We start from the raw sequence: 16792 nt of genomic DNA, 5'->3' as shown, positions 1-16792 counted from the left end.
TTTAAAGCTCCAGCAATTGAATGTATGCGTCTAATGCCGCGATCGCTGGATATGGATGTGGCTGTGAACGCAGTCCGTTGCAGATTGTGGCGATAGTCCCAAGTTCTGTAAAGCTGAAGCTGATACTGGACTGTCGAGCCGCACAGTGCTGAATAATCGTCAGTAACACAAAATTCAACAATTGAATTGTCAGATCACGTCGATAAGCTTTATGTGTTTCTAAGTTGTCAGTAATAATTAGGCGACTAGCACTAAGAGAATTGCACTTTTCAACATCTGGTAAAATTCGGAGCTTGAACTTGTAATCGCGCTCAGTAGATAAACATTCATCAGGGGCAAGAGTTGCCCATTTATGGAAGAGTTGTTGGACAGTTGTACTCATATCTGTAGTTGTGAGTTTCTGCGAGAATAGAAAGAGAAAGGAGGGATTATGACAAACGCTTTTCCACCGGAAGATATCAGTGCAAGGTTTGATAATATTGATACTCGTTTAGAAGAGATAGGTGACGAACTGGATTTGCTGAGGACAGTACAAAATGCTAACAGGCGGGAAACAAGGGGTAACTCCCAAACCATTGCAAGGTTAGAGCGTACCATTAGAGAACTGGCTGACATTGCACGCCTCCATCAGGAAGGATTACGCGCTGCTCAAAGAGATGCTGAACGTGACCGTCAAACCATAAGGGAAAATGAAATTCAAGCTGACCGCGATCGAGAAGTATTGTTGGCTTCCTTGCTTCAAGCAGAGCGTGACCGTCAAGCTTTTCAAGAAGAAATCCGCAGAATTTGGGAGTATCTGCGTGACCGGAATGGCGGCAGTAGCACACCAAATTAATTAACTCCATATCGTTTACCTGGCCAAGTTCAAAAATTTCGATGTAGATAAATCGCATAACATCGTCGCAGTGCCGAGCTTACCGTAAAGGCGGTTTTTCTCAACAATCAACTCGATAGTGCGATCGCTTGGGTCTTTTGTATAAACAGCATCCCGGTAAAGCATGATTAACTGATCACAAACCTCAAAGATTTCGCCAGAATTACGTAACAGATGACGATTGGGGCGTTTATCAGCCGTTGTTTGATTCCCCCGATTGATTTGACAGCCCAAGAAAACAGGGATTTTGTGAGACTTGGCAATGTCCCGAATCTGGCGGGTAATCTTGCCGACTTCAAAAGCCATGTTCCCGCCTGACTCCAGAGGAATCTGCTGCAAGTAATCAATAAACACAGCACCAATAGAACCACCAAATTCGGCAATGGCACGGCGCACCGCAGAAGCAATCATTGCGGTTGTAGGGGAGGAATGCTCGTAAACCTTCCAAGGCAGTTCCACCATCTGCCCTATGCCTTGTGCTATTTGCTCCCAATAACACTGAGTATTGGTTTGAATCATAGAAGCGTCTACGCCTGTGATTCGGGCTAGCATTCGGGCATTGAGTTGATTCTTGTCCATTTCTGGAGTTACATACAGAACTGGCTTTCCAAGTTTGGTCATGATTTCGTAAGCGTAAGAAACCATGAAGTGAGTTTTGCCCATGTGGGACTCAGCTGCTACTACAACCAAGCTGCTTGGATAAATTCCCCCGGTGATATTTTCGACGTCATACCAGCCAACTTTATCGCCTGCCATACTTCCCATCTCCAACTTTTGAAAAAGTTCAATGCCCATGTCTTGTGCTGAGAAAACCTTACAGCGTTCATCGCTTTGATTTTGGGTAACGCCAAAAACTTTCGCCTCAGCTTGCCCAAGGACAAATGGTAGTTCAGTTTCTGTTTCGTAACCGAGGTGGACAATTTCTGATCCGACTTTGATTAGCTGTCGCCGTCGATATTTCTCCATCACCAGATCAGCCAAAGCATCAATGTTGACGGCGGACACAGTGCGGTCTACCAAAGTCGCTAGCTTATTTCTGCCACCAATGCGATTGAGCAAATTGTGGTCAGCCAACCAAGCGGTGACAGAAAGTAAATCTGTAGGTTGGTGTGTAGCATGAAGTTGGACTGCGGCTTGATAGATATATGAGTGAGCGCTGATGTAAAAGGCTTCCACTACTAGGCGATCGCTGACTCTAGTCATTGCTTCTGGGTCGAGCATAATCCCGCCCAAAATCGCTTCTTCAGCCTCAATGTTTTGTGGGGGTAAGTTGTCAAGTGACCTGTCAGGGTGAAAAGAAACTACGTTGTCTTGATTAGGGTGCATAATTAAAACCAATTTCAAAATTCAAAAGGTTATGCTTGAAGTGCTAATTTGAACTGCGCTTCAACTTCTCGTAAATTCATGGAAGATAATCTGGAGTTGCTCGCAACTTTTGGCTCATTTGCTTTGGCTTGAAGTTTCGCTTTTAGCTCTAGCATTTGTGGGCTGTGTTGATACTCATTGGATGGAACCTGCTTTGATTGCTCTTGCTGACGGCGCTTATGGTCTTGTGCCAACGCATCTTCGAGCGTGGTGCTAGTGATATTGTTTGCTCTGTGGGCCAAAGCAGTGTGCTGTTGAGGTAGGGACTGTTTTTCTGTTTGCAATGCTTGCTGATAACGCTGCATCAGGTTCGTCCACCCACCCTTGGTTTTCTCCCAGGTGTTCATTACTGCGATCGCATGAGTAATTTCAAGTTGTGCCGAGCGTTTCGATTTAGTGGCTAATTCTTGTGCTAAGAAGTCCACGACTATCGGGTTGAAGTTCTGGTACAAGTTATTTAGCTTTCGCTCTCCACTGTGCCAAGGTAAAACCCAGCGATTCCACTTGATTTTTTCTCTGACAACCAGTGGTACAAAATCATCACTCATAGCAGTCGGGTCTGTTAGCCAGGCATCAATCAGTTCTTTCACGTTCCGGGCTGTCTTGTAGGGACAGGTTAGTTGCGGCTTATTCGCTTGTTCGGATTTCTCGAACGACCCCGCCGCAATAGTTGATCTTCTTGAGGGGTTATCGGTTTGTTGCAAAGACTCGGAATTTTTTGACAACAAAGCGGGTAATTCTGGGGTTGGTTCTTTTAAGCTTGGTTTTTCTGGAGTTGGTTCTTCGAGTTCAATTTCTTCCGTTGTCAAATCAAGTTCTTCTTTTTCACACACACATTCTTGGGTGGGGCGCGCGGGTGGCGTTGCCAGGGGCGCGTCCTTGAGTGGATAGACTTCAATTGGATAATCTTTAATTGGATATACTTTGGGTATTCCCCCACTACTACCCTGGTCTTCCCCGATTACTACCCCTGGTATTCCCTCATTACTACCCTGGTTTCCCCCCAATACCACTCCTAGTATTCCTCCACTACTACCGCTATTTTTTCCTCTAATCAAACTTGATTGTTTTGTAGGGAAAACAAACCAGTCGTCAATATCTGTGAGTTGATACTGGTTAGAAGATACTGAGCCATTAGACTTGGTAATGGATGTCTTAGTGATCAAGTTCCACGAAACCAGTTCACTGACTGCTGCGATCGCTTTTTGCCTTAAAGTTTCAGTTGAGGAACCAGGGAAAGAACCACGAAAACAGGCTTCACCGATAGATTTGTATGAAGGGAAGGCGTTATTATCACAACCGGCTCGACGGCAGAGGTGAGAGTAAACTCGAAATGCCTCCATTGTTAGTGGTAGATCATCCAGCTTGCTATCGATATAAATATGGCGTTTTCTTCTGCCGTAGCTAGAGCCATCACTTTGTATTTTTTCTGTTAAACTCATATCTATAGACCTTAAAGGGTTTGGTTTTCCCCTGCACTGGGCTACAGGCGGGGGTTTTGCTTTATTCACGCATCAAAGGGAAATTGTCTAACTTGCAGATGTTCGGGAAACTCTTCAATGTCTCCACCTTTCTTGTCGCGGGTTTTAAATCTTTGTTGGTCAAATATTGCATTCGCCCCCAACTGTTTCACAAATACGGGTGTTTTCGATTGTTGGCATTGTTGGACAATTGAATTAATCCATTCGATGTGGCATGGTCTAGAATTTGGGCCAGACTCCCCACCAACAATTACTAACTGAACATCATTCAAGTATTGGGTGATATCGCCCAAATCTTCTAGTAATGGTTCAACTGACCAGAACCGAATTAAAGCCGGAATTCGAGCAAGAAATTTAGTACGTTCTTCTAAAGTACGGCGATTCTCAATCGAACTTCCTGGCCAAATATTTAAAGGTAACTTGTCTAGTCCATGACAAGAAAGCCATTCATCCATAGATGACAGCATAATTTTTGGGCGTTTGGTGAGAATCTGAAATATTTGGTTGGGTGCAACGAACATTCCGTCCAGCATTTCATGTTGCCAAAAACGCGGAACCCACTCACCAAAAACATCTGTCATTGAAGAAACGAAATGCTTTTTAGGTTTTCTTTGGAATCCCCATTTCCGAATAGCTTCTGTATCTAACACTAGTTCTGGCGGTTGTCCAGAGTAGGGTTGCTTGTTTCCGCCAAAGAAAGAGTTTTTATTTAATTTCTCTGCATAACAATTTGCACAACCCTCGCTTTTCTTATGACACCACCAACCGCCTCCTTTGACACGGATAATATTATCTGTTTGGTCAGTCCAAGATATTTGTGTAACACTACTCATTTGTTTGCTCCTCTGTAAATAAAATCCAAAACACTTCATGAGGGATTATGTTGTTTTTAGCTAGCCATTCGTTTAAATTGGACTGATTTTTTGAACTGTTGCAGTGACGACAGCACGGTACAAGATTTCCTTTTTTTGATTTACCGCCTTTTACAACAGGAATGACGTGATCCAACCCAGTAGCTTGGCTTTTACAGCAATAAACACACAAACCCTTAGATATATTCATCAATTCATTTTTTAAATGCAGAGAAATAGGATTTGTTTTTTTTCGCCTGGCTCTTACGCGCTGCACAATTTTAAATCTAGCTTCTTCATTTTCGTTGTAAATTTCCTTCCGTTCCCTTGCAAGGCAAGATGTACAAGCTCCTTGCCATTTGCTATTAGTAAGCTTTTGAATCCATTGGGAACATCCACGACACCACGCAAAGCCAGTTTTTGCTTTTTCAATTCTTTCGGACTTACTTGGAGAGTTGTCTTTTTTAGGGTAGTCACAATTTTTGCAGATTGCTTTCAAAGCATCCCACCTGCTTTTATCTTGGCTATAATTAGTTTTACTTTTCCATTGTTTGCATTTGTAGCACCATTTTTGATCCGAATCTACCAGTAATTGATACTCTTCTAAAGAAATTCCTATTCGGCGTGCGTGCTTTTTAAGTGTCCCAATTAAACTTCCCATAATTAAAGAGAGCTTTGATAGTAGGTACTAATTTCACTGTTGGCGATCGCACTCACAATCGATAAAGCGGATTGAGGACTAATCGCTTTGTCGGGGGTTTTGTAAAAGCCAGCAATTCTATTAGCAGGGCGTGTAATAATTCGTTGTTGTGTAGTGCGTTTGTCCCAAACAAAACACGAAATCGTGATGTTATCTGTTGCCCAGCGCTTACCTTTCTTATCCTTGCGAAAGCAGTAACGGGGCATGATCAGTACAAGTGATGGCGGATATTCTTCGAGGAATGCAGCACGGTCATCACAGGGTTCTAAAAAGCTGGTTAGTAAAAATGCAGCAACACCCACACGAGCTTTCGCGAATGCATTTTTGATAATTGGTGCAGCAAACTCCGAATATGGTGGATTAGTGCAGATCCAATCGCATTCTGGTAAAGAATCCCATGACTTGGATAATGTTGCATCCAGATGGTAATCAGCTGCTTTATGTGGATCAATATCGTTCGTCCACATTTGCTTGGTGTAGGGCCACACCGATAGCAATGATGCGATTGCTCCATGCCCCACACAAGGTTCACCAATGACACCAGATAACGGAACATGGCGCAGTAGTTCAGTTGTGAACCATGAGGGAGACTCATAGAAGTTCAGAGGATGCCGGGTGACAGTTTCAAAAATAGCTGTCTGGGGTTTTAGTAATGGTGTGGCAGTCATGCTGCCTCCTGCGGTTGTTGAACAATCGTTGCGCTGATGGATTCAAAATCAACCTGAAAAATGTTTAAATCAGGAGTTATTTCACCACTGTTATAAAGTCCAACGATGTGCTGTCTGATTGCATCTTCCGTGAGTCCATCAGGAATGTGAATGTGGGCTTCACTAATGATTTTTTCTACTACTTGAACTACGACTTTCATGAATACTCCTAAAACTCAATTCGGTTCAAAGTTTGTAATTGTGCAGCAAGTGTGGTGATAAAATCCTGTAGTTCTTCTGTTGCTTCTTGAGGGCTAATTGCTTTTTCAGAAACGTAAAGCTTTGTATTGTCTAAATAAACTTCTACACGAGTCATATTTGTATGTGGCGAAGTCAATAGTGTTAAAGTAAATTTCTCATATTTGCAAAAGTAGTATTGACATTCTTCACTCAGAGATTGCCCTCGCTGCCATTTGATAATTTCTGTATCGTCATCGTTGGCAAGTTCAAATTCAACTTCTTCGATTGCAGTGAAAGCCATAGCCACACACGCTCTTTCTGCTGGATGTGTAGCTGATTGCATTCGATATGATTCGGGAACTACATAGCCTTGAATTGCATAGAACTTACGGGCTAACTTTTCAATCAGTGCGTCTTTCAGGAAGTATCCGAGTTCCATATCCTTTCCCCTCAAGGTAGAATTTGCCTTTGTTGTAAAAGTTTTAATTCTTGATTACTGGGCGATCGCTCTGCTTGACCAATGTTTAATACCCAATACCCGATGACCGATGACCATCAAGCAGTAACTACAGCTTTCTTTGAGAAAGCACCTGCCTGCCTTAGCGCTGTACCAGGGCTAGGATGAGCGAAGAACTCTTCTATAGCTTTGGTCAACCCAGCCGCAACAGTTGGCTCGTGACAAGCGTAGACATAGATTGGCTGTTGCACACCGTTAACCAATCGCGTTTCTTGGCGATCGCCTAATTGTGGGTAAAACGTGCGAACCCATGTACCCAAGTGTCCCCGGTAGTGAGCGCCGCTCAAGGGGACTTTCTTTCCAAGTTCGCTCTCTGCAAAGTTGACTACACCGAGCCAGCGTTCTTCTGAAGGGGTTAGCAATTTCCTATTATGTTCAGCCAAAAGGTTCCCGGCATAGTCTTTAAATTGCTGTTCCATGTATGGGTTGAGTCTGCCACCAGTTAACTCAGCTAAAGTCTTCATTGCCAGGACAAGAGTATGCAATCGCTGTTCAACTGGGGGGAGGGCTGGTGTAGTGGGTTGTTCTTGTGGTTGAGTAGCAGGTTTTGTCCAGCCCATAATGTCTTGCATCCAGGCGCGAACACCGATACTTTCAAATGCTTCACAGGCTAGTCTTGCTTGTTCGCTGCATCTTTTCCCTGCTTCATAACCGTAATAGTGAAGTATGGCGGCAACTGCTACGTCAGGGATACCAGACTGCGACCATCCTAAAATCTCTACGGCTTCAAATCCTTTACGGATAAGCTTTTCAACCAGTTTAGACCCAGAATTGTCTACAGCAGTTTTGAGACTTCTGACTAATCCAGTAGCATCGATATTGGCGAGTCTTGCTGTAGCTCGAATACTAGCTTTACCGTGTCCCGAAGCATTAACACTGATTTCTTGCTTTATCTGTTCAATAATTTGAGCTACTTCGATTTGTGACATAACTTTAGTTGGGTGATAATTTTTCGTTGTTGAGTAAAGAGAATTAGACATTTACGCGCACTAAACTTTTTTCACCAACCAGTGAGAAACGATTAGATATAGTCCGTAATTGAGTTAAGGTTGGCGACACCAATTCAACAAGGTAAAACCAAGAGTTATTCACAAGCCCAATCCCCAGAATCAGCCGTTGCTTTGTTCCCTTATCGTGAGAACAGAGCATCACTCTTTCGCCCAGAACAAAAGCAGGTTTTTGCACAGTGATGGCTTCTAACTCTCCAGTCCCGATGATTTGGTTTTGTGTAGCATGGAGTATTTCATTACGGCAGTCAATTGAATAAATCCAGCACTCATGCTTCCATTGCATACCACAACAGTAGCCGAATGTTCTCGTGGTTCGTAGATATACTCTCTCCAGTAAATTAACCTCAACGGGTGGAATTGTTTCACGCCAAGGTGGAGAAAGATACCAACTTGTTTTCAGCGCGTTAATGTGGTCAATCATGCTTTTTTGCCTAATAAGTAATTAATCGCTTCAACATCGAGAGCATCAATGCGTTTTTTAATTGATTGTGGTGGATTTTCAAAAAACTGCTGAAGATGCCATCTCCGAATTTGGTAATGTCTAGCAGAGCGTCTTGTAGCTTCGAGCCATCCTCGTTTTACCCATCTGCAAACTGTTGATAAATTCAACTGAAGAACTTGAGCAATTTCTTTACAAGAATAGTTATCAAGAGTGGGACGGGCTGAATAACCTAAGCTATTTAACTTTAGGTAAATTGCATTGCAACTGATGTACGAGAAAACCCCCGCCTTTTTAGGCTTGAGGCTATTTGCTTGATTGTATAGACTTCAGCTTTCGCCTCAATGATTGCTAGTTCTTCATAACTCCATTTGATATTCATTTGATTACCTCCTTCTCTTGTAGCAGGCGTAAGATTCCCCATCTACTTCCCCCTGATTTACATATAAATAAATCGGTTCGGGAGGGTTGGATAAACTTAGTTTGATTTCAGTAACCATATTTTATTGACCTGTGCAGTAATTAGTGGTTTGTAGCGTAAACTTTCAGCGCTTTACGATTGCTTGAAGAAAAGCTGATATTTAAGCAATCGCTTTTTTACTAAACAGAAGGCTGTTGATTCCGGCCTAACTCCCATTGCAGATAATTGAGCGCAGTTTGAGCATCAGCAATATTTAAGTCAGGTTGATATCCCTCGTCCAGCAGTTGTTTGTAGTCTGGGTGCGTAGTAATTTCGGATATCAGGGTTTGAGCTTGTTCAACTAGGTAGTGGAGATGTGGGTTAGACATTTCTATGCCCAATCGGGAGCATAAATCTTCCGCTTTCACTCCCATAATTCCTGGTTCAATCTCAGTTTGTAACTCTTCAAGCAGAGATTGGAAATTCGGGTGTTCATCGTTGATTTCAATCTCAAATAAATCTACGCTCTGTGTAACGGTGGTTGCCCAATCGGGTAAAGTCTGTGGAATGGTTTTCGCATAAAGTTTCATGATTTTCTCCTCTGGGATTAATAACTTAAAAATCCTCGGCAATCTCTAACAAAAAGCCGCGTCCGGTGTTCTGTACTTGCACCAGTTCTCTATCCAGCAGTGTTTGAATGACTGAATGGGAGAATTGGAATTGCATCTGATGTAATGGAACACAACCGCCACAAAGTCGAATCGAACGCAGCAAATGATTTGCTCTACGTTCAAAGCTGTTGTCAACCGTCTTAGGCATTTGTAAAACCTCCGGTGACTATGGCTAACTGTTGTTGCAGAATTGCTATTTGCTGTTGATAAAAGTCAATCTCTGCGCGTATCTGTGAGAATAATTCTTCTGGTGAAAGCGGCTGAATTTGATTCTCTTGCAAGTACGATATTTCGTCAGAGTTTTTATTAGGCATCAGCGCATAACGCCAGCCATCACCGAATTCTTCAGCCAACTCTGTACCAGTCGGGTAGTAGTAAAGTCCTAGAATCATGCCCTGTTCTGTACGCTGATCTAAAGCAAAGCGAGGGTAGCCCCAGTGTTGAGGAATAGATATTGTGGGTTGCATTGTTGTGATTGGTGAATCGAGCGATGGGTTAGGCAGAGGAGCAAAGGAGCAGGGGGAGCAGAGGAGAAGAGATTGTACAGATTTTTTCCCCTCTGCACCTCTGCCCTCTCCTCTATCCCCCCTGCGCTCTTCACGCTGTTACAGGCTCCCGTAACCGTTGCCAGTTTTGAGCGGTTAACTGCTCAAAGGGTGGGTCTAGCAATTGCTCACAGTTAGCCACTTCAGCAGAGAGGAACTGCTGTAATTCCTCAGTAGTCAGTTGCTCTAAGGGTCGGTCTTGCAAGTATTCGTGAACTGGTTCAGGCAGCGATGTATCCACCATCGACAATGAGCGCACAGCATCAAACACGGAGTTAGAATACTGCTGCTGACTTGAACAACCCTGAATCACCCACCAGTTACCGTAAGTGCATCCGACTTGCCCCAGTTTCACGCCGTTGTTGTTGTAAATGCCATCATCGAGAATTTCAAACCCATAATTCTGGCACTCGTTGAAGATATGCGCCATGATTCGGTTTTCGGTCGTGGGGGGTGTTGCTTCTTTCTCCTGCACTGGCAGTGTGCCATCTTTGTAGTGAGTGTAGATGAACCGATGACAACGCATTACAGTGTTGGTACGAAATACTTCTTTACCGTTGATCATGATTACCCAGCGTTGCGTTAAGTGATCGTCGTCATGGGTAATGCTTGCTACCAGTTTGTCATCAGCGTAATATTCGTGATCCCCAAACGAGATTTCGACTATTCTGAGGGGTTCGGAAGCTACAACTTGGGCTTGGTCAGCGATGTAGTTGTCGAGTTCGGTTTGGGCGAGGGCTTGTTCGTCGGGGGCAGCAGGGATGAGTTTCTGAATCTTGCTGGCTTGATAATTAACAATGGCGGAAATCCACGCGTCCTTACAGCGTTTGTCGCTTACTTCGGCTGTGCAGGCGATTTCGCTGTAGATTTGCTTGAGTCGGGCAATAGATTTCAGTTGCAGCTGTTGATGGCTGTAAATTTGGTGTGTCATGATTGATTAAGTTCCTAACGGGACGGAAAGCGCTTCAGATTGGTAGTCGGGGCGCTTTCTTTATAATGGTAGTTCTATAATATCATTATAGTAATGTCAATATATGTGTAATGTTACGATATTAATATTGCTCTAATGCGTTGTATAAAGGAGGCGTTACATGTCACAAAATCAACTATTAATGAAGGTAGGCTGGGAAATAGATGTTCCTGAGTTGGGGCAACGCATCCGAGATGCAAGACATGAGTCAGGTCGTACTATTACTCAATTGGCTGCTGAGGCTGACATTTCTGTTGCCAATTGGTATGCAATTGAGCAAGAGCGGATAAAAGTATTGCCACTGCCTACGCTAAGACGAATTGAGCAGGTTTTAGGCATTGAGTTTGGGGTGCAACCGTGATTAGAGCAAAGATGATTGACCCTCAGACCATCAATCTTCTTGCTCTCCCCTCTGTTTTATTAGAGAAGGAACTGGAGTTTCCAGCCACGCCCAAAATATACGTTGCAATTGATCGTAAAAAAATATTGTTGAACTAGAGGACGTGGAAATATGAATAGTCCACCTTCTAGACGCAAAAAAGCCACTTCTCCCGCATCTACCGATTCAACTTCAGTAGCAAGCTCTGTAAACGAGGATATTTCCCAGCAAGAAGACCCAGGTTCAGCAACAATTACGGTTACTGCTGTTGAAGTTCCAGAATTAACCCAGCAGGAGCAAAGCGATCGCCTGCACCTGGAGCGAAAGGTAGAACGAGCGTTTTTTGAGGCAGGAAAAGCGCTGGCAGAGTTACGCGATCGCAGACTCTATCGTTCCACCCACCGCACATTTGAGGAATATTGCCGTGATAGGTTTGGTCACAGCCGCCGCCAGTCTTATCTTTTAATGGATGCGGCTGTTGTTTTCGATAATTTGATAGAAAAATGTGATCAATTTGATCACATTTTGCCGACAGCAGAGGGGCAAGTTCGACCAATGACAAAGCTTGAACCCCAAGAACAGCACGAAGTGTGGGTAAAAGCGGTGGAGCAAGCAGGGGGTAAAGTGCCACCAGCTAGAATCGTTAAAAACGTAGTGCAGCAAATAATGGAACGCACCCAAGTACCCAACACTTACCAGTTAGGCGAAGTATGCCAAATCCTTGTAAAGGACAATCCCGAACTCAAGGGTAAGGGTGGGTGTTGGGCAATTGTCAGCGCAGTGAATGAGTTCAGTTGCACCGTGAGAATGTGGGATGGCGAGTACAGCATTGGCTTGCAACATCTGAAGTCCTTCAATTATCTGCCCCAGGAGTGTCAGCAGATGCAGTCCTTGAGCGATCGCATCAGTCGAGTGTATTCCGATTTGCTGGAGGAGACAGTCAAAAGTCTGTTGCAGTTATTGGGGAAGGTGAATCGGCCTTATCTTACTGCTGTGGAAGAGAAGTTGTTAAGTGTTTTGGAGTCTGAATACGCAGAAAGATAACCTCTTCAATGGGTAAGCCTACACAACACTGCATCAAATTCACTAGCTACAGTATTTAGATAGGTGAAGCAACGCAACTGATGGAGTGGTCGAAGAATAACGAATGTGCTAATAATTTTGTAGAACTACATATATTTGAGGTTTGAAATTCAAGGTTATCTTATATGTTTAAAATTTACCATAAGCTAGAAACCAGGATAAAATTTTAATTCATCACTTAATCTTAATAACTCTTTTGTTACGCCTGTCTCATCATTTGCTATGTTAGTCATTCCAGTTCTCATGTACTTACGTTCAAAAGTCGCAAAATTTGTAATTGCATCTAAAACAATAGGCTTTTCCTTAAAAATTGTTGCTCTCTTTTCTCCAGAAACGTAATAATATTTATAGTTCCCACTTCCATAATTAGTTACATTTTGCACATAAAATTTCTGCCAAAGTATATGAATAGTTTTATTAGTTTTAGGAAGCTGTTCATAATTAGAAAATTTGTTAAAACCATAAAACTCACGCTTTCCTTTGACAATACAAAAAGCTAGTCCTTGATTTTTTTCGTCATCAATCCAAGATTTTGATGTTGAAAATCCATATTTATAAATATCTAAGGTATTGTCCCAATTATCATTTTCTAAATTCCAAACTTGAAGAAGTATTTTTATATTGTTAATTTTTCTAGTGCTAGACATATATACTGAAATTTATACAATAAAAAGTTACTACAAAAATAACCTAATTTGTTGTTAAGCATCTCAGTATTTATACTAAAAAGATATAATAGTATCGTTTTCCCTAAGATACTTTGTCCAACTTCTCCTTCCAGAAGCTGTCCAAAATCTTCTTAAAGTCACGCATCGGATACCCAAAACAGATACATCAAATAAACCTAGCGCTGTATAAGTGAGCGCTGGCTTCTATTCGTTACCTTATATCTATTGTTTCTCCAACATCTACTTTTGGAGGATAGTATTCAAATTGGAAGCTATTACCACTTTCCATTACTTTTCTCAATTCTTCGTAGAAAGGATGATTCCCATCAACACCACTTAAATTTACCCAAGCACGAGAGCGAGTTAATGCAACGAACAGTTGGTTTCTCAGTTTAATATCACTTTCATTATTAGCAATATTATCTAAACCAACAATGTAAACCATATTTGCTTCATTGCCTTTTGCTCTGTGAATACGAGATACTGTTACTGCACCTTCATACCAAAAGTTATTAGCATTAGTATTTGGGAAAATTGGATTCAAAATATTAGGCTCTAATGCGCTAGGAATAAAAATATCTACATTATTAGATATTAAGGCTTTTGCTACTTTTTGTTCTAAGCTTTGAGCATCTCGGTTATCTCCTAAAATAACTATTAGAATGTCATGACTAGGTTTTAAAAGGTCATATTTTAGGTTGGCTTTAATTTGATTAGCTAATACTTTCAATTCCTCTTCTCTATTTTTGTAAGTTTCAAATTTAATCAGTGGTGATTCTGTCCATAAAGATGGTATTGGGTTACAAGAATTCTCAGAGGGACGAGATACAACAAGAACTTGTCCAATTTTTCGGAAGTCACCTGTTACTTCATATCCTATATCTTGCCATTCTTTTTTAGTGGTTAGCCCTGTTAACATCCCTTCTTTTCTTAGCAAACCCATTCCAATTCCATGAGCCATTGTAAGAATAGGGCCGGGAGTCCGATAGCAACGAGGCATTACTTCACTCTTTTTTATCCCACCAGGATACTGCCCTTTTAGCATGGAAGTTCCTAGTTCTTGCCCAAATAATTCTTTAGCTGTCGGAACTTTAAGGGCATCTAGACTTTGAGCCATGTCATAAGTCCAGATTAAACGCCTTTGTTCTTGTTTTTCAGGAGTTACAGGTCTTAATGTCTGCCATGCTAACCAGAAGATGGGTTGCTTACCTTCAAATTTAATTTCATCGCTATCTACAACTAAATCCATCCCTTCGTCAATCAAAATGGCATCAAACATAGGCTGAATTTTGTGATTGAGAAGGATCTGTTTACATAGATAAGCTAATTTTTCTGGTGGGCTTAGTTTAGGAAAAGTTGGATGTGAACCATCTAGGACTGTACCTATATTATGAGTTTCTTCAATTAAAGAGTAAAAGCCAGGCTGTCTGGAACCTTGGTCATCATTATCTACATTGTTAACTCCCCAGGCATGAAGTATTTTTAGCTTTGAGTTTGAATTAGTCGGGTCATACTGAACTTCACCATCGCTAAATTGATGTAACCAAAAGTTAACTTCTTTGATAATTAAGTTATAAAGGCTGCGTGTAAAGAATATTAAGGCTATATCCCAATCAGGATGTTTGAGATGCATATTTGCAACTTTTTGACAGAGCAGGACTGTTTTTCCTGAACCTGCGATGCCTGAGAACCTTTGAACACCAGGAGGAATTGTTTTCCCTATATGTTCTTGCTTGATATCTATTTCATACAAATATTTATTTAATTTTTCAATACAATTTTGTTTTAGTGAACTCTCTGGCGATACCGGAGGTTCGTCGTCTGGTACTGCTTTACCACTAATAACCAATTCTAATTTTATCCATTGGGTTTTATTCAATCGATTTCCTGGAATAACTAAAGAGCTATTACGAATTATTTTAAGTAAATCCTTTGGAGCTAGTTCATCTCCAAAAATGATAGGAACTTGATCTGCAATCTGAGTAAAACTTTTCTCTTGCCACTGTTTCCTTGTAATATAAGGAAGAGCAACCATTGCTCTTCCTAAAACTTGATTCCATAGGTCATCGATTAAATTGAAATGACCCGTTACTGCCCTTAACTGTTTTTCAGCTTGTTTATAAGGTTGAATACTTGGAGAATAAAACCCTGGCTTCATTAACCAATGATCTCCTTGAATTCCTTTTAAATCTTCAATTCTAATTCCTTTAACTTCAATAACTATTAAACCTAATTCTTTATCGACTATCAAAATATCAGGTCTTTTCAGAAAATTATTATACTTTGAAGGGAACAACGGATACTGCCAATAGGCTAAACACTCTTCTTGCTCTGCTTTCTGTTTAAAAGCTTTACACATAGCATCCCAAACTATTTGTTCAGCTTTTTCTCCAGGTTCTCCCGTTAACTCTATAGTGATAAATCTGTCTGACATATTAAGTATCCTTAGCGTTATAGTTTTAGTAATCCCAAATTTAAAAAAAAATTACAAATTACAGCATTTTTCATCTATTCGAGTAGATCCAGGTTCAGCAACTATTACGGTTACTGCTGTTGAAGTTCCAGAGTTGACAGAAGAAGAACAGCGCGATCGCCTTCACCTAGAGCGCCGTGTGGAGAGAGCGTTTTTTGAGGCAGGGAAGGCGTTAACGGAATTGAGGGACAGACGACTGTATCGATCCACGCATAAAACCTTTGAAGAATACTGCCGTGATCGGTTTGCTCATAGTCGCCAACAGTCAAATTACTGATTGCCGCAGCTGGTGTTTACGAAAATTTGACAACCATTGGTTGTCAAAATGTGGCAAATGAGAATTTGACAACCAATGGATCACAAATTCTTCCCACGAGTGAGCGTCAAGTCCGACCCATGACAAAGCTTGAACCCCAGGAACAGCAGAAAGCGTGGCTAAGAGCAGTAGAATTTGCTGGCGGGAAAGTGCCTACTGGCAAAATCGTGAAAGATGTTGTACAGCGCATCATGGAGCGTACCCAAGTACCTAATACCTACCAAATCGGTGAAGTCTGCCAAATCTTAGTTAAGGACAACCCGGAACTCAGGGGCAAGGGTGGGTGTTGGGGGATAGTCAGCGCAGTAAACGAGTTTAGTTGCACCTTGAGAGCCTGGGATGGTGAGTACACCGTTGGTTTGCAGCACCTTAAATCTTACAATTACCTGCCTGCCGAGTGTCAGCAGGTGCGGGAGATTAGCGATCGCATCAATCGGGTGTATTCGAGTGGGCTGGAGGAATCGGTGCAGAGGTTTTTGGAGTCGTTGGGGAAACTGAATCGGGCTTATTTGACGGCGTTGGAAGAAAAAGTGCTGAGTCTCTTAGAGTCGGAAATTACACATAAGGAAGCCTGGGGGTAAGGCAGGGATTTATGTGAGCGATTAAGTCATTGTCAATGAAGTCTGCTGTTCAAGCCGAGTTTGTAAATCTACAATCAGGTTTTCTCCACCGCGTCGTGCTTCCCATAAACCAGAATACTGCAAACCTATATTCCACTCTCCCTGCATATAATCTTCATCTTCTGAAACTATGCCTGTATATCTAACTGGTACAGGTGAGGTAACTAAGTAACGTTTAGTAAAACTGATAGTACGCCCAATTACCTCGCCATTGACCTGAGCTTCTCCTAAATAGTTGTTATCCAAAATGGAACCACTAAAAGTATTTCCACTCTGAACAAAGGTTGCTTCAAAGCGACTAGGAATGTCATCTTGCCAGTAAGTTCCTAACCAATTACCGCTAAGGTCTGCCATATTGTTTCCTAGTAAAGATGTCTATGCGCTCACTCGAATTGAAGTAATTGACGCAGCAGGTAGGCGTAGAGCTGGCGAAGCTGTCACCAAGTGCAAACTAAACGGTTTAGTTTAAAAGACGATAAAACTTGATTTAAGTAACTCTAGTTAAAAGTAATAAATAATACTAAAACTAACGGTAAAGGCTTT

The 16792-nt window shown here is 41.9% G+C and carries 24 protein-coding genes; 5 read left to right on the top strand and 19 right to left on the bottom strand.

From position 1 onward, the window contains the following. Nucleotide 1 precedes the first annotated feature (1 nt). Nucleotides 2-382 carry a hypothetical protein gene (locus LC586_RS15160; protein WP_229485609.1) on the bottom strand — a complete coding sequence of 127 codons (381 nt, stop codon included), beginning with the start codon at nt 380-382 and terminating at the stop codon, nt 2-4. Between the two features lie 48 nt (nt 383-430). Here LC586_RS15160 and LC586_RS15155 point away from each other — a divergent pair, with 48 nt between their 5' ends. Next, a complete protein-coding gene (locus LC586_RS15155) occupies nt 431-835 on the top strand; it encodes a hypothetical protein (RefSeq protein WP_229485608.1) in 405 nt (134 codons plus the stop codon). Between the two features lie 15 nt (nt 836-850). On the opposite strand, the gene LC586_RS15150 is transcribed toward LC586_RS15155, so the two are convergent. The 15 genes from LC586_RS15150 to LC586_RS15085 all read right to left on the bottom strand — a co-directional run bounded on the left by LC586_RS15150 (nt 851) and on the right by LC586_RS15085 (nt 10671). After that, complete coding sequence (locus tag LC586_RS15150) at nt 851-2200, bottom strand: replicative DNA helicase (RefSeq protein ID WP_229485607.1); 1350 nt, start codon at nt 2198-2200, stop codon at nt 851-853. A 29-nt stretch (nt 2201-2229) separates the two neighbouring features. Then, nucleotides 2230-3681 carry a helix-turn-helix domain-containing protein gene (locus LC586_RS15145; RefSeq protein ID WP_229485606.1) on the bottom strand — a complete coding sequence of 484 codons (1452 nt, stop codon included), beginning with the start codon at nt 3679-3681 and terminating at the stop codon, nt 2230-2232. Between the two features lie 65 nt (nt 3682-3746). Beyond that, nucleotides 3747-4553 (bottom strand): DUF5131 family protein, encoded by an 807-nt coding sequence (locus tag LC586_RS15140; RefSeq protein ID WP_229485605.1) that lies wholly within the window; start codon nt 4551-4553, stop codon nt 3747-3749. After that, the gene (locus LC586_RS15135) at nt 4546-5232 is read right to left on the bottom strand and encodes an HNH endonuclease (RefSeq protein ID WP_229485604.1); all 687 of its coding nucleotides are present in this window, start codon (nt 5230-5232) and stop codon (nt 4546-4548) included. The genes LC586_RS15140 and LC586_RS15135 overlap by 8 nt, the downstream gene beginning before the upstream one ends. 2 nt (nt 5233-5234) lie before the next feature. Next, complete coding sequence (locus LC586_RS15130) at nt 5235-5939, bottom strand: hypothetical protein (protein ID WP_229485603.1); 705 nt, start codon at nt 5937-5939, stop codon at nt 5235-5237. Further along, complete coding sequence (locus LC586_RS15125) at nt 5936-6139, bottom strand: hypothetical protein (protein WP_229485602.1); 204 nt, start codon at nt 6137-6139, stop codon at nt 5936-5938. The genes LC586_RS15130 and LC586_RS15125 overlap by 4 nt, the downstream gene beginning before the upstream one ends. Nucleotides 6140-6147: 8 nt before the next feature. Further along, nucleotides 6148-6597, bottom strand: coding sequence for a hypothetical protein (locus tag LC586_RS15120; protein ID WP_229485601.1), 450 nt, complete (start codon nt 6595-6597; stop codon nt 6148-6150). 116 nt (nt 6598-6713) lie between these two features. Further along, entirely contained in the window at nt 6714-7604 is an 891-nt protein-coding gene (locus tag LC586_RS15115) for a hypothetical protein (RefSeq protein WP_229485600.1), read from the bottom strand. A gap of 43 nt (nt 7605-7647) precedes the next feature. Next, nucleotides 7648-8106: a DUF1392 domain-containing protein gene (locus tag LC586_RS15110; protein ID WP_229485599.1), complete on the bottom strand. Its 459-nt coding sequence runs from the start codon at nt 8104-8106 to the stop codon at nt 7648-7650. Further along, nucleotides 8103-8312 (bottom strand): MerR family transcriptional regulator, encoded by a 210-nt coding sequence (locus tag LC586_RS15105; protein ID WP_229485684.1) that lies wholly within the window; start codon nt 8310-8312, stop codon nt 8103-8105. The genes LC586_RS15110 and LC586_RS15105 overlap by 4 nt, the downstream gene beginning before the upstream one ends. Nucleotides 8313-8371: 59 nt before the next feature. Continuing rightward, nucleotides 8372-8506 (bottom strand): hypothetical protein, encoded by a 135-nt coding sequence (locus LC586_RS40630; RefSeq protein ID WP_267921676.1) that lies wholly within the window; start codon nt 8504-8506, stop codon nt 8372-8374. Between the two features lie 218 nt (nt 8507-8724). After that, a complete protein-coding gene (locus LC586_RS15100) occupies nt 8725-9114 on the bottom strand; it encodes a hypothetical protein (protein WP_229485598.1) in 390 nt (129 codons plus the stop codon). A 25-nt stretch (nt 9115-9139) separates the two neighbouring features. Further along, nucleotides 9140-9343 carry a hypothetical protein gene (locus LC586_RS15095; protein ID WP_229485597.1) on the bottom strand — a complete coding sequence of 68 codons (204 nt, stop codon included), beginning with the start codon at nt 9341-9343 and terminating at the stop codon, nt 9140-9142. Then, nucleotides 9336-9662, bottom strand: a complete 327-nt coding sequence (locus tag LC586_RS15090; protein WP_229485596.1) for a hypothetical protein — start codon at nt 9660-9662, stop codon at nt 9336-9338. Before LC586_RS15090 ends, LC586_RS15095 begins: the two co-directional genes overlap by 8 nt. A 130-nt stretch (nt 9663-9792) precedes the next feature. Further along, entirely contained in the window at nt 9793-10671 is an 879-nt protein-coding gene (locus LC586_RS15085; protein WP_229485595.1) for a hypothetical protein, read from the bottom strand. Between the two features lie 160 nt (nt 10672-10831). Here LC586_RS15085 and LC586_RS15080 point away from each other — a divergent pair, with 160 nt between their 5' ends. Together LC586_RS15080 and LC586_RS15075 are read left to right on the top strand one after the other, a co-directional pair. Further along, nucleotides 10832-11071 carry a helix-turn-helix domain-containing protein gene (locus tag LC586_RS15080; protein WP_225892625.1) on the top strand — a complete coding sequence of 80 codons (240 nt, stop codon included), beginning with the start codon at nt 10832-10834 and terminating at the stop codon, nt 11069-11071. A 150-nt stretch (nt 11072-11221) separates the two neighbouring features. Further along, entirely contained in the window at nt 11222-12133 is a 912-nt protein-coding gene (locus tag LC586_RS15075) for a hypothetical protein (protein WP_229485594.1), read from the top strand. A gap of 185 nt (nt 12134-12318) precedes the next feature. Here LC586_RS15075 and LC586_RS15070 read toward each other — a convergent pair whose 3' ends face one another. Together LC586_RS15070 and LC586_RS15065 are read right to left on the bottom strand one after the other, a co-directional pair. Next, a complete protein-coding gene (locus LC586_RS15070; RefSeq protein WP_229485593.1) occupies nt 12319-12819 on the bottom strand; it encodes a hypothetical protein in 501 nt (166 codons plus the stop codon). Nucleotides 12820-13051: 232 nt separating this feature from the next. Further along, nucleotides 13052-15274, bottom strand: a complete 2223-nt coding sequence (locus LC586_RS15065; protein ID WP_229485592.1) for a DEAD/DEAH box helicase — start codon at nt 15272-15274, stop codon at nt 13052-13054. Here LC586_RS15065 and LC586_RS15060 point away from each other — a divergent pair. Continuing rightward, nucleotides 15255-15590 carry a hypothetical protein gene (locus tag LC586_RS15060; protein WP_229485591.1) on the top strand — a complete coding sequence of 112 codons (336 nt, stop codon included), beginning with the start codon at nt 15255-15257 and terminating at the stop codon, nt 15588-15590. The genes LC586_RS15065 and LC586_RS15060 overlap by 20 nt on opposite strands. A 50-nt stretch (nt 15591-15640) precedes the next feature. Beyond that, nucleotides 15641-16210 (top strand): hypothetical protein, encoded by a 570-nt coding sequence (locus tag LC586_RS15055; protein ID WP_229485590.1) that lies wholly within the window; start codon nt 15641-15643, stop codon nt 16208-16210. Nucleotides 16211-16231: 21 nt separating this feature from the next. Here the strand turns inward: LC586_RS15055 and LC586_RS15050 are convergent, their stop codons facing one another. Next, entirely contained in the window at nt 16232-16603 is a 372-nt protein-coding gene (locus LC586_RS15050; RefSeq protein ID WP_229485589.1) for a hypothetical protein, read from the bottom strand. Between the last annotated feature and the right edge of the window lie 189 nt (nt 16604-16792).

The sequence above is a fragment of the Nostoc favosum CHAB5714 genome (assembly GCF_020829495.1).
Lineage (GTDB): Bacteria > Cyanobacteriota > Cyanobacteriia > Cyanobacteriales > Nostocaceae > Nostoc > Nostoc favosum.
The sequence above is the reverse complement of the archived record's forward strand: the minus strand, read 5'-3'. Positions and strand labels throughout refer to the sequence as shown.

Bases quoted from the DNA above. Each gene is read 5' to 3' on its own strand.
- LC586_RS15160 (WP_229485609.1), bottom strand. From the start codon at position 382: ATGAGTACAACTGTCCAACAACTCTTCCATAAATGGGCAACTCTTGCC.
- LC586_RS15155 (WP_229485608.1), top strand. From the start codon at position 431: ATGACAAACGCTTTTCCACCGGAAGATATCAGTGCAAGGTTTGATAAT.
- LC586_RS15150 (WP_229485607.1), bottom strand. From the start codon at position 2,200: ATGCACCCTAATCAAGACAACGTAGTTTCTTTTCACCCTGACAGGTCA.
- LC586_RS15145 (WP_229485606.1), bottom strand. From the start codon at position 3,681: ATGAGTTTAACAGAAAAAATACAAAGTGATGGCTCTAGCTACGGCAGA.
- LC586_RS15140 (WP_229485605.1), bottom strand. From the start codon at position 4,553: ATGAGTAGTGTTACACAAATATCTTGGACTGACCAAACAGATAATATT.
- LC586_RS15135 (WP_229485604.1), bottom strand. From the start codon at position 5,232: ATGGGAAGTTTAATTGGGACACTTAAAAAGCACGCACGCCGAATAGGA.
- LC586_RS15130 (WP_229485603.1), bottom strand. From the start codon at position 5,939: ATGACTGCCACACCATTACTAAAACCCCAGACAGCTATTTTTGAAACT.
- LC586_RS15125 (WP_229485602.1), bottom strand. From the start codon at position 6,139: ATGAAAGTCGTAGTTCAAGTAGTAGAAAAAATCATTAGTGAAGCCCAC.
- LC586_RS15120 (WP_229485601.1), bottom strand. From the start codon at position 6,597: ATGGAACTCGGATACTTCCTGAAAGACGCACTGATTGAAAAGTTAGCC.
- LC586_RS15115 (WP_229485600.1), bottom strand. From the start codon at position 7,604: ATGTCACAAATCGAAGTAGCTCAAATTATTGAACAGATAAAGCAAGAA.
- LC586_RS15110 (WP_229485599.1), bottom strand. From the start codon at position 8,106: ATGATTGACCACATTAACGCGCTGAAAACAAGTTGGTATCTTTCTCCA.
- LC586_RS40630 (WP_267921676.1), bottom strand. From the start codon at position 8,506: ATGAATATCAAATGGAGTTATGAAGAACTAGCAATCATTGAGGCGAAA.
- LC586_RS15100 (WP_229485598.1), bottom strand. From the start codon at position 9,114: ATGAAACTTTATGCGAAAACCATTCCACAGACTTTACCCGATTGGGCA.
- LC586_RS15095 (WP_229485597.1), bottom strand. From the start codon at position 9,343: ATGCCTAAGACGGTTGACAACAGCTTTGAACGTAGAGCAAATCATTTG.
- LC586_RS15090 (WP_229485596.1), bottom strand. From the start codon at position 9,662: ATGCAACCCACAATATCTATTCCTCAACACTGGGGCTACCCTCGCTTT.
- LC586_RS15085 (WP_229485595.1), bottom strand. From the start codon at position 10,671: ATGACACACCAAATTTACAGCCATCAACAGCTGCAACTGAAATCTATT.
- LC586_RS15080 (WP_225892625.1), top strand. From the start codon at position 10,832: ATGTCACAAAATCAACTATTAATGAAGGTAGGCTGGGAAATAGATGTT.
- LC586_RS15075 (WP_229485594.1), top strand. From the start codon at position 11,222: ATGAATAGTCCACCTTCTAGACGCAAAAAAGCCACTTCTCCCGCATCT.
- LC586_RS15070 (WP_229485593.1), bottom strand. From the start codon at position 12,819: ATGTCTAGCACTAGAAAAATTAACAATATAAAAATACTTCTTCAAGTT.
- LC586_RS15065 (WP_229485592.1), bottom strand. From the start codon at position 15,274: ATGTCAGACAGATTTATCACTATAGAGTTAACGGGAGAACCTGGAGAA.
- LC586_RS15050 (WP_229485589.1), bottom strand. From the start codon at position 16,603: ATGGCAGACCTTAGCGGTAATTGGTTAGGAACTTACTGGCAAGATGAC.